Annotated in this window: 8 protein-coding genes, 1 pseudogene and 1 CRISPR repeat array; of the genes and pseudogenes, 2 read left to right on the top strand and 7 right to left on the bottom strand. The window is 73.8% G+C overall.

Annotated elements, in window-relative coordinates; genetic code table 11:
- Positions 1-247: 247 nt before the first annotated feature.
- The 3 genes from dxs to D476_RS0108955 form a co-directional block, all read right to left on the bottom strand.
- Complete coding sequence (gene dxs, locus D476_RS0108965) at positions 248-2,188, bottom strand: 1-deoxy-D-xylulose-5-phosphate synthase (protein WP_017623609.1); 1,941 nt, start codon at positions 2,186-2,188, stop codon at positions 248-250.
- 107 nt (positions 2,189-2,295) lie between these two features.
- The gene (gene mug, locus D476_RS0108960; RefSeq protein WP_017623608.1) at positions 2,296-2,922 is read right to left on the bottom strand and encodes a G/U mismatch-specific DNA glycosylase; all 627 of its coding nucleotides are present in this window, start codon (positions 2,920-2,922) and stop codon (positions 2,296-2,298) included.
- Between the two features lie 39 nt (positions 2,923-2,961).
- Complete coding sequence (locus D476_RS0108955; protein WP_017623607.1) at positions 2,962-3,681, bottom strand: sulfite exporter TauE/SafE family protein; 720 nt, start codon at positions 3,679-3,681, stop codon at positions 2,962-2,964.
- A 157-nt stretch (positions 3,682-3,838) separates the two neighbouring features.
- Between D476_RS0108955 and D476_RS0108950 the strand changes: the two genes are divergently transcribed.
- Positions 3,839-4,438: a DUF4291 domain-containing protein gene (locus tag D476_RS0108950; RefSeq protein ID WP_017623606.1), complete on the top strand. Its 600-nt coding sequence runs from the start codon at positions 3,839-3,841 to the stop codon at positions 4,436-4,438.
- A gap of 156 nt (positions 4,439-4,594) precedes the next feature.
- Here D476_RS0108950 and D476_RS32615 read toward each other — a convergent pair.
- The 4 genes and pseudogenes from D476_RS32615 to D476_RS0108930 all read right to left on the bottom strand — a co-directional run bounded on the left by D476_RS32615 (position 4,595) and on the right by D476_RS0108930 (position 9,540).
- Positions 4,595-5,856: pseudogene (locus tag D476_RS32615) on the bottom strand (sugar ABC transporter permease).
- Positions 5,856-6,641 carry an ATP-binding cassette domain-containing protein gene (locus tag D476_RS0108940; protein ID WP_017623604.1) on the bottom strand — a complete coding sequence of 262 codons (786 nt, stop codon included), beginning with the start codon at positions 6,639-6,641 and terminating at the stop codon, positions 5,856-5,858. Before D476_RS0108940 ends, D476_RS32615 begins: the two are co-directional and overlap by 1 nt.
- Positions 6,642-6,948: 307 nt before the next feature.
- Positions 6,949-8,079 carry an ABC transporter substrate-binding protein gene (locus D476_RS0108935; protein ID WP_017623603.1) on the bottom strand — a complete coding sequence of 377 codons (1,131 nt, stop codon included), beginning with the start codon at positions 8,077-8,079 and terminating at the stop codon, positions 6,949-6,951.
- A 285-nt stretch (positions 8,080-8,364) separates the two neighbouring features.
- On the bottom strand, positions 8,365-9,540 hold the full coding sequence (locus D476_RS0108930; RefSeq protein ID WP_017623602.1) for an ROK family transcriptional regulator: 1,176 nt from the start codon (positions 9,538-9,540) through the stop codon (positions 8,365-8,367).
- 281 nt (positions 9,541-9,821) lie between these two features.
- Between D476_RS0108930 and D476_RS0108925 the strand changes: the two genes are divergently transcribed.
- Positions 9,822-10,433: an AAA family ATPase gene (locus tag D476_RS0108925; protein ID WP_017623601.1), complete on the top strand. Its 612-nt coding sequence runs from the start codon at positions 9,822-9,824 to the stop codon at positions 10,431-10,433.
- A gap of 79 nt (positions 10,434-10,512) precedes the next feature.
- Positions 10,513-10,783: a CRISPR direct-repeat array (repeat unit 28 nt; unit sequence GGTCCATCTCCGCCTGCGCGGAGCCGAC).
- Positions 10,784-10,806 lie beyond the last annotated feature (23 nt).

The raw sequence follows: 10,806 nt of genomic DNA, 5'->3' as shown, positions 1-10,806 counted from the left end.
CGCCCCCCCGCCGGTACGGCCGGGGAGGGCGGCCTAGTGCGTGTCGATCGGAGCACGGCCGTAGAAAGGCACTTACGGCGTCATGTCCATGGCAAGGCCGCTGTGTTCCCGAAATAGCCGGGGGAGTCGGCCTGGGCATGCCGCCGACCGATGAGAACGCGGCGAGTGGCGTGCCTGGTGCGTCGCGCAGCAGGTCATGACCCAAGCAACACGTCCTAGGGCTCGGGTGTGTTGCCTGGGTCAGGCCCTAGCTCTGCGCGGGCTCGCCGTCGGCCAGTTCGCGCTCGGGGCGGCCCGCGTCGGTCAGGCGGGACACGGTGCCCATCAGGCGCCGCGCCAGGACCTGCGGGGTCAGGCCCATCTTCTCCAGGACCGCCTCGCGCGAGGCGTGGTCCAGGAACTCCTGCTCCACACCGAAGGTGCGCACCGGCATGTCCAGCTCGGCGTCGCGCAGCGCGCGGGCAACCGCGTCGCCGACGGCGCCCACGCGGCCGTTGTCCTCCACCACGGCCACGGCGCGGTAGTGGGCCGCCTCCTCGACCAGGGCCGGGTCCAGGGGCTTGACCCAGCGCGGGTCGACCACGGTGGCGCCGATGCCCTCGTCGGCCAGGCGGTCGGCGGCCTCGCAGCAGGTGCGGGCCATCGCGCCGACGGCGACCAGCAGCAGGTCCTTGGGGTGGCCCGCCTCGGCGGCGCTGCGCAGCACGTCCATGCCGCCCATGCGGCCGACCGCCGGGATGTCCTCGCCCACGGTGCCCTTGGGGTAGCGCAGCACGGTGGGGGCGTCGTCCACGGCCACCGCCTCGCGCAGCTCCTCGCGCAGGCGGGTGGCGTCGCGCGGCACCGCCAGGCGCAGGCCGGGCACCACCTGCAGGATGGACAGGTCCCACATGCCGTTGTGGCTGGCGCCGTCGGTGCCGGTGATCCCGGCCCGGTCCAGGCAGAAGGTGACGCCCTGGCGGTGCAGGGCGGCGTCCATGAGGACCTGGTCGAAGGCGCGGTTGAGGAAGGTGGCGTAGACGGCCACCACCGGGTGCACCCCGCCCATGGCCAGCCCGGTGGCCGAGGTGGCGGCGTGCTGCTCGGCGATGCCCACATCATAGGTGCGGTCGGGGTAGGCCTCGGCGAAGGGGGCCAGGCCGGTGGGGTGGAGCATCGCGGCGGTGATAGCGACCAGGTCGTCGCGCTCGCCGCCCAGGCGGACCATCTCCTCGCTGAAGACCTTGGTCCACTTCAGGCCGCCGCCCGGGGCGGACTTGGCGCGGCCGGTCTCGGGGTCGAACGCGCCGGGGGCGTGGAACTGGTCCTCGTCGTGGTTCTCGGCCGGGGCGTAGCCCTTGCCCTTGCGGGTGAGGCAGTGCACGATCACCGGGCCGCCGTAGTCGCGGGCGCGGCGCAGCGCCTTCTCCACCGCGGCCTCGTCGTGCCCGTCGATGGGGCCCAGATACTTCAGTCCCAGGTCCTCGAACATGATCTGGGGCTGGATGGCGTCCTTGAGGCCCTTCTTCAGGCCGTGCAGGGCGTCGTAGAGGGGCTGGCCGACGACGGGGGCGCGGTTGAGCGCGGTCTTGGCCATGTCCAGGGCCTGCTCGTAGCCGGGGGTCATGCGCAGCGAGGCGAGGTGGTCGGCGAGCCCGCCCATGGTCGGCGAGTAGGAGCGGCCGTTGTCGTTGACGACGATCACCAGGCGGCGGCGCTCGCCCTCGGCGATGTTGTTGAGCGCCTCCCAGGCCATGCCGCCGGTGAGGGCGCCGTCGCCGATCACCGCGGCCACGGTGCTGCCGGTGCGGCCGCGCACCTCGTTGGCCTTGGCCAGGCCGTCGGCGTAGGAGAGCACGGTGGAGGCGTGCGAGTTCTCGATGAAGTCGTGCTCGGACTCGGCGCGGGAGGGGTAGCCGGACAGCCCGCCCTCGCTGCGCAGGCGGGAGAAGTCCTGGCGGCCGGTGAGCATCTTGTGCACGTAGGCCTGGTGGCCGGTGTCGAAGAGCACCGGGTCGCGGGGGGAGTCGAAGACGCGGTGCAGGGCGATGGTCAGTTCGACGACGCCCAGGTTGGGGCCCAGGTGCCCGCCGGTGCGGGAGACCTCGGAGACGAGGAACTCACGGATCTCGGCGGCCAGCGCCGGGATGCGCTCGGCCGGGAGCCTCTTCAGATCGTCCGGATTGCGCACCGATTCGAGCAGCGTCAACTCTCGTCAGTCCCCTCATTCAGCGTTCCGACTCGCGGGTGCGGGCTGCGGCCCCACGCGCGGTCCCCCCGAGTCTACGGTCGCCGTGACCCGTGCATTACCCGAACCTACCGCCCCGTAGACGCGTGCGGCCCCGACCCGGGGGATCCGCCCGCGGGGCCGCCGCCGTGGCGTTCGCGGACCCGGCGGAGCTCTCCGGCGATCGCGTCGGCCGTCCAGTGCGCGTTGAGGCCGCTGGGGTTGGGCAGCACCCACACCGGGGCGCCGCCGATCCGCACGCCGTCCTGGGGGCCGATGCGGGCCTTGGGCGCCCCGAAGGCCGAGCGGTAGGCGGTCACGCCGAGGACGGCCAGCACGCCGGGCGCCAGCCGCTCCGTGCGCTCGGCCAGGGCCCGCCCGCCTTCGCGCAGCTCCTCGGGGGTGAGTTCGTCCGCGCGGGCGGTGGCGCGTGCGGCGATGTTGGTGATGCCCAGGCCCCACCGGGGCAGCTCGTCCTGCTCGTCGGGGCGGAGGAGGCGCGGGGTGAACCCGGCGCGGTGCAGGGCGGGCCAGAAGCGGTTGCCGGGGCGGGCGAAGTGGTGCCCGGTCCAGCCCGAGTACAGGCCCGGGTTGATGCCGCAGAACAGGACGTTCAGGCCGGGGCCGAGGACGTCGGGGATGACGGCGCCGTGCGCCGACCGCAGGTCCCCGGCGGTGGGCCTGCGCTGTGTCCGGGTGCGTTCACCTGTGCCCATGGTCGCCGGAGCCTACCTGAGCCCGCGGCCCCGCGCCGGTCACAGGAACGAGCGGACGATGAGCACGGTGCCCGAGACGGCGACCGTGCACAGCAGGCCGGTGCGCAGGAGCCCTTCGTCGACGATGCGGCGCAGGGGGCGGCCCAGCAGGTACCCGGCGACCACGCACGGCAGCAGGGCGGCACCGGCGGCGAGCTGCCGGGCGTCGGCCTGTCCGGTGGCGGCGAGCATGAGCAGGGAGATCGTGATGCCCGCGAGGAAGAACCCCGCCAGGGTGGCGCGCACCCGCGGCCCGTCCTCGTGCTGGTAGAGCAGGGCGATGGGCGGTCCGCCGATGGACGTGGCGGTGCCCATCGCGCCGGACACCGTCCCGGCGGCCAGCAGGGCCGCGGGGGTGGGGCGCACCCGCACCGGCAGCAGCGACAGCCCGACCGCGACCAGGACCATGGCCCCCACGGCGGCACCGAGCATGCCGGGGTCCAGGGTCGCGACCACCGCGACCCCGATCAGGGAGCCGGGGACCCGGGCGGGGACGCCCCAGGCCAGGCCGCGCCAGTCGATGTGGCGCCACTCCGAGGCCAGGGTGAAGACGGGGAGCACCCCGGTCGCGATGAGCAGGGCGACGGGCATGAGGGAGGCGTCCAGCAGCGAGATGACCGGGGCGGCGACCAGGCCGAGCCCCAGCCCCACGCTGCTCTGCACGGCCGCGCCGATGACCACGGCGGCACCGGCGACGGCGAGGAAGAGCGGATCGGGCATGATTCCGCAGACGGTATATCTCCCGGATACCGGTAGGAATGCGGGGGTACGGTCATCGGAGGATCCGACGACCACTCGCCCTTCGGCCCCTTCCCGCGCCGCCGCCCCTGCGGAGAATTCGATGGCGCGGAGCGGGGCGGCTCGGCACACTGTCCGCGTGACAGAGCCCGTTCCCCGGCATCAGATCCGCGCCCGCCACACCGCGTCCACGGTCGTCGTCTACCAGGCCTACGCCCCGCGGATCGGCCTGCCCGCGGCCCGGGACGGGGCCTTCCCCTCGTCCTGGAAGCGCGACCGGATGACATGGATCAAGCCGTCGTTCCTCTGGATGATGTACCGCTGCGGCTGGGCGGCCAAGCCGGACCAGGAGACCGTCCTCGCCGTCGAGATCACCCGAGAGGGCTTCGAGTGGGCGTTGGAGCACGCGTGCCTGTCCCACTTCCGGCCCGGCCTGCACGCTGATGAAGCCGCCTGGAAGCGCGAGCTGAAGCGGGCGCCGACCCGTGTCCAGTGGGACCCCGAGCGCGACCTGCACCTGCGACCGCTCCCCCACCGTTCGCTGCAGCTCGGCCTCATGGGCGAGGCGGCCCGCCGCTATGCCGACGAGTGGACGGTCTCCATCACCGACGTGACCGCACTCGCCCGAGAGGTCCACGGCCGCGTACAAGGGGGCGACCTGGTGTCGGCCCGACGCCTCCTCCCCGAGGAGCCGCCCTACCCCGAACCGGCAGGGCTGCTGGGCCGCCTGCGCGAGTGACGGCAGGAGACGCCGACACCCCGCCGGGCCGGTGCGGAACCGGCCCGGCGGGGTTCGCCTCTCGTCCGGCCGCCGCCCCCGCGCCGGGGCGGACGGGCGGCGCGGGGGCGGCGGGGACGGGGCTCACGGGCACGGCGGGGCGCCGGGCCCGCCCCGTCAGCCGCCGCGGGCGTGCGCCTTGCGGCTCCGGCGGCTGACGGCGTCCAGGACCACGGCCACCAGCAGCACGACCGCGGTGATCATGTACCGCACCGGGGTGCCCATCTGCAGCAGGTACAGCCCCGAGGTGATGGCGCCCAGGACCAGGCCGCCCAGCAGCGCCGAGTAGGCGTTGCCGNCAGGCTGGTGCCGCCGATGACCGCGGCGGCGATGGCCATCATCAGCTCCTCGCCCGCGGCGGTGTCCAGGCTGGCCGAGAAGGAGCGGGACACCAGGATGACGCCGCCGAGCGCGGACAGCATCGAGGCCAGGCCGAAGACCGAGATGCGGATCAGGTCCACGTTGATGCCCGCCCGGCGGGCCGCCTCGGCGCCGCCGCCGACCGCGAACACCATCCGGCCGTACCGGGTCTTGCGCAGCATCAGGTCGAAGGCGACCACGAAGAGCACGAAGATCAGGAACGCCAGCGGCACGCCCTTGAACTGGTTGAACACCGCGACGGCGCCGAAGAGGGGGAGCGCCAGCAGTGCGGTGCGCAGCAGCTGTTCGCCCGCGGGCTTGGACGCCAGCCCCGCGGCGGCCCGGCGGCGCTCGCCGAGCACGGTGGACAGCGCGAAGGCGCCGACCGCGACCGCGGCGATGAACCAGCCGACCGCGGGGACGAAGTAGGTCTGGGTGAGCGCCGCGATGGCCCCGCTGTCGCTGACGTTGATGGTGCCGTCGCCGCCGAGCAGCTGGAGCTGCAGGCCCTGCCAGCCGAGCAGCCCGGCCAGGGTCACCACGAATGCGGGCACGCCCACCTTGGCGAAGATGGTGCCGTGCACCAGGCCGATGGCCAGCCCGGCCGCCACCGCGGCGGCGATCGCCACCCACTCGGGCAGGCCGTAGCGCACGGCCAGCACCGCGGTGATCGACGCCGAGACCCCGGCCACCGACCCGATGGACAGGTCGATCTCGCCCAGCAGCAGGACCATGATGACGCCGGTGGTCATCAGGCCGACCGCCGCCACCTGCACGGTCAGGTTGGACAGGTTCTGCGGGGACAGGAAGCGCCCGTGCAGCGACTGGAAGACGACGGCGATCACGATCAGCCCGACGATGACCGGTACGGGGCCCAGCTCGCCGCCGCGCAGGCGGCGCAGCCCGGCGGCCAGCAGGCCGCCCGGGGAGGTGCGGGTGACGATGAGCCGGGGGTCGGCCGGGGCCTGCTGCTCGGACGGGCCGTTCTCCGCGGCCACCGGTGTCTGCTGTGCCGCCATCACTCGTCTCCCGTCCGGGACGCCGCGACGCGCTCGTTGCGCCGCGCCACAGGATTGTCGGACGCGCCGGTGATCGCGGCCACGATCTCCTCGTAGCTGGTCTCCTCGACCGCGAAGTCCCCGGCGTTGCGCCCCAGGCGCAGCACCGCGGCGCGGTCGGCGACGGCGCGCACGTCGGCCATGTTGTGGCTGATCAGGATCACGCCGAGGCCGCGGTCGCGCAGGCGCTCGATGAGGTCGAGCACCTGGGCGGTCTGGGCGACGCCGAGGGCGGCGGTGGGCTCGTCGAGCATGACGACCTTGGGCTCGCCGAGCAGCGCGCGGGCGATGGCGATGATCTGGCGCTGGCCGCCGGACAGCGAGGCGACCGGGACGCGCAGGCTGGGGATCTTCACCGACAGCGAGTCGAGCAGCTCGCGGGCCTTGCGCTCCATCTCGACCTCGTCGAGGGTGCCCAGGCGCATCTGCTCGTTGCCGAGGAACAGGTTGGCGACGATGTCCAGGTTGTCGCAGAGCGCGAGGTCCTGGTAGATGGTCGCGATCCCGAGGCGCTGGGCGTCGCCGGGCTTGGCGATGGTGACCGGCGCGCCCTCCCACAGGATCCGGCCGCCGTCGGCGGGGTGCGCGCCGGCGATGACCTTGACGAGGGTGGACTTTCCGGCGCCGTTGTCGCCGAGGAGGGCGACGACCTCGCCCGCGTCGATGCTCAGGTCGACGTCGCTGAGCGCCTGGACGGCGCCGAATCTCTTGGAAATCCCGGACAGTTCCAGGACGGGTGTGCTCATGGGTCTTCCCCTTGGCTCCGGCGGGCGGAGGTCGGTGGACGTGGCTGGGGGCGCCGGCCTCGTGCGGCGGCCCCGGCGGGGCCGGGGGCGCTGCGGCGGGCCGGTGCCCGGCGGGCGGGGTGGGAGCCCCCGGAGGTGCGGGCCCCCGGGGGCTCCCGGGAGGGCCGGGGCGGCCCGGAGGGGGTGGGCCTGCCCCGGCCGGGGATTCGGTGCGGCCGGTTCCGGGCGGGGGACGGCCCGGGCCTTCCGCACCGGGGGGGGAGCGGTCCTGCGCGTTCGGGGCCGGACCGCCCGCTCCCCCGGTTCCCTACTCCGCCATCTCCTTGCAGAAGTCGGTGTCGGCGAAGTCCTCGGTGCAGATGTCCTCGACGGTGTAGAAGCCGTCGGAGACGACCGTCTCCTCGATCTTGTCGGCGGTGACCGCGACGGGGTCGAGCAGGACCGCATTGACCTTCTCGCCGGAGGCATCCTCCACCTGGGTCAGGCCGTTGTCACCGCCGTCGTACTCCTCGCCGGTCGCGGCGGCCACGGCCATGTCCGCGGCGATCTCGGCCTCGGGGCGGATGGCCTTGTAGACGGTCATGTACTGCTCGCCCGCGGCCACCCGCTGGATGCCCGCGATCTCGGCGTCCTGGCCGGTGATGGGGGGCAGGTCGTCGACGCCGACGCTCTTGAGCGCGGCGACGATCCCGGCGGCCATGCCGTCGTTGGCCGAGTAGACCCCGGCGATGTCGTCGGCGCCGACGGCGGTGATCGCCTGCTCCATCTGGGTCTGGGCGCGGTCGGGCGACCAGTCGGGGGTGTCGTACTCCTTGGCGATGTCGACCTGGCCGTCGAGGACCTCGTGGGCGCCGGACTTGAAGTCGCCGGCGTTGGGGTCGGTGGGCGAGCCGTTGATCATGACGATCTCGGCGTCCTCCCCGGCCTCCTCGGAGTCGAGCGCCTCCAGCAGGGCGCGCCCCTGGACGCGGCCGACCTCCTCGTTGTCGAAGGAGACGTAGTAGTCGACGCCGCCCTCGGCGAGCCGGTCGTAGGCGACGACCGGGACGCCCTGGCCCTTGGCGTTCTTGACGATGCTGGCGGCGGCCTCGGAGTCCACGGCGTCCAGCACCAGCACGTCCACGCCGTCGGTCAGCATGGCCTCGGCCTGGGACTGCTGCTTGGCGGTCTCCTGGTCGGCGTTCTGGTAGAGCAGGTCGCAGTTCTCGCAGCGCTCGGCCAGCGCCTCCTCGAAGTAGGGCTTGTCGAACTTGTCGTAGCGCGCGGTCTTGGACTCGGGCAGCAGCAGGCCGACGGTGAAGCCCTCGTCCACGCTGTGGGCCTCGCCCTCGGCGTCCTGTCCGCTCGTGGTGAGGGAGCCGCAGCCCGCCGCAAGCAGGGCGAATGCGGCCATCGCGGCCGGTGCGGCGAACCGCGCGAAGCGTCGTGTGGTGTTCACAGGGGATGGTCCTCCGGGTCTGGGGTGCGCACCGGGCGGTGCCGTGCAGGGAGTGCTTCGAGGGATCTCGGTGGGGGTGCGCCCGGTGAACGGATGACGTGAAGTCAAACTCCGGCGCCTGTTGTCGTCAAGCCTTGAACGCATCACCGATGCATCACGACAGGTTGTTTAAAACCTTGAACACAAGCGTTCATGCAGGTCAGAGCCATAGTGCCAGATATGTGAAGTTCTGTGGCAGGTGTTCGCCGTTATCGAACCGTGTCACAGCGCAAGGTGAGAGCGGCGTCACACAGAGGCGTCGGCGCTGGCCGCGGCGGCCGCGAGGGCCCCGCGCAGCACGGCTTCGGGCCCCAGAGCGCCCCGCGCCACCTTCACCCTCTGCACGGCGCTGCCGAGCGCCCCGAGTTCAAGGCTTCGGCGCATCGGCTCCATCAGGCCCTCCCCTGCCTCGGCCAGGTCCCCGCCGATGACGAGCGCCTCCGGGTTGAAGGCGTTGACCAGCATCGCCAGGGCGCGGCCCAGCGCGTTCCCGGCCTCGGCGACCACCCGCCGCGCGCCGGGGTCGCCCGCAGCGGCCGCCGCCACCAGCTCGGCGACGCTGCCCGGCGTCCCGGCGGCACCCTGCGCGGGCACCATCTCCAGCAGGTAGCGGGCGCCCACGTGGGTCTCCAGGCACCCGCGGTTGCCGCAGCGGCACACCTGGCCGCGTTCGTCGAGCCCCAGGTGGCCGATCTCCCCGGCGGTGCCGCCCGCCCCGGGGAAGACGCGGCCGTCGACCACGATGCCCGCGCCCACGCCCTCGGCCAGCCGCACGTAGACCAGGTGCCGCAGGCCGCGCCCGGCCCCCTCGGCCAGCTCGGCGCGGGCGGCCAGGTTGGCGTCGTTCTCGGCGGTGACCGGCACGCCCAGCCGGTCGGCCAGGTCGTCGGCGGGCCGGGCGCCCGCCCAGGCGGGCATGCAGGTGATGGCCCCGACCTCGCCGGTGTCCAGGTCCACCGGGCCGGGCACGGCGGCGCACACCGCGCGCACCGACGACAGGTCCACGCGCGCGGCGGCCAGCACCGTCTCCACCAGCCACACGGCGCGCCGCACCCCCCGCCCGGGGTCGGCGGCGACGTCGTAGGCGATGGTCTCGCGGGCGAGCGTGGCGCCCTCGGCGTCGCCGAGGGCGGCGGTGATGCGGTCCTGGCCGAAGTCGACGCCGACGACGGCGCCGGGCGAGCGGCGGAGGGTGACGGCGCGGGCGCGGCGGCCGTTGGAATGGGTCTGGCGGACCGACACGGCGCCGACCGCGCGCAGGTCGCGGACGATGTTGGAGACGCTGGCCGCGGAAAGCCCGGTGGCGCGGGCGATCTCGGCCTGGGTGAGGGAGCCGGACTCACGGAGGGCGGCGATGACGCGGTCCCGGTTGGCCCGGCGCAGTGCCGCCTGGGAGCCGGGGGTGGTCTGGACGTCGCTCACGGCGCCTCTTCTCGCTTCGCGCCCCACGGCCCGGCCGGGGAGGGCGGGCCGGGTCACGGGTGTCGGGGGGCGGGGGTGGGGGTCAGGGGACGGGGCGGAGGGGTTCAGTGGTTCCGTCGGCATTGAAGCCGGTGGTCAGGCAGCTTACAAGCCGTGAACGCAGACTCGGCGCCCGGCACCGGCGGAACACGGGTCCGGAAGCGGTCATTCACGCCTCCCCTTTTACGCCTGGCGCGCCTCGCTCCCCTCCGATCGCCCGGACCGGCGGTAGGCTGCCGCGCGTGCCTGAGATCCCCGCGCGCGCCATCTCCACCCGCTCCGCCGACTGGCGCGACCGCACCGCCGACCTCCTCCGATGCGCGCCCGCACGGGCCGGACGCTGCAGGGTCCTGGCGCTGGAGGGGCGTTCGGGAGCGGGCAAGACGGCGCTGGCGGAGGCGTTGGCGGCGCGGCTGCGGTGCCCGGTGGTGCACATGGACGACCTGTATCCCGGGTGGGAGGGGCTGGAGGCGGCCGCTCCCCTGGTGCGCGAATGGGTGCTGGAGCCGTTGGCGGAGGGCCGCGACCCGCGTTGGCGCCGATGGGACTGGGAGACCGGGGACTGGGCCCCCGACGACGCAGGGGGTTGGGACGGCGCCGAGGTGGCCGACACACTGGTCATCGAGGGCTGCGGATGTGGCGCAGAGGAGCTGCGCCCGTTCCTGTCCCTGCTGGTGTGGGTCGAGGCGCCTGAAGAGGTGCGTCACAGGCGCTTGAACGCACGATGGGACGCAGAGCTGTACGCGCCCTGGCGACCGATGTGGGCAGCCCAGGAAGAGGCATTCGACACCCGCCACCAGCCCAGGAAGCACGCGGACGTGGTGCTGGACAACTCGGAGGAGTCGGGGGCGTAGGGCCCGGGAGCAGCGTCAGGGTCGTCTCCGCAGGTGCGGAACTCACCTTCCCTGCGCCCCTGCCGCCCTGGACGTGGGCGTTCCTTCTCCGCATGCGCGGAGCCGACGCCCCCCGAGACCGCGACCACAACCACAGACAGGTCCATCTCCGCCTGCGCGGAGCCGACCGGCGCACCTTCCGCCGCCCCTCCTCACCGCCCGGTCCATCTCCGCCTGCGCGGAGCCGACGACTTCCCCCGCTGGCGGATCTGGCGCGCGGACGGTCCATCTCCGCCTGCGCGGAGCCGACGTGACCTGAGCCGACAGCAGCTCCACGACCACCGGTCCATCTCCGCCTGCGCGGAGCCGACCGGGCAGACCGCGCACACCTCAA

It is taken from the genome of Nocardiopsis chromatogenes YIM 90109 (assembly GCF_000341185.1).
Classification (GTDB): Bacteria; Actinomycetota; Actinomycetes; order Streptosporangiales; family Streptosporangiaceae; genus Nocardiopsis_A; species Nocardiopsis_A chromatogenes.
The sequence above is the reverse complement of the archived record's forward strand: the minus strand, read 5'-3'. Positions and strand labels throughout refer to the sequence as shown.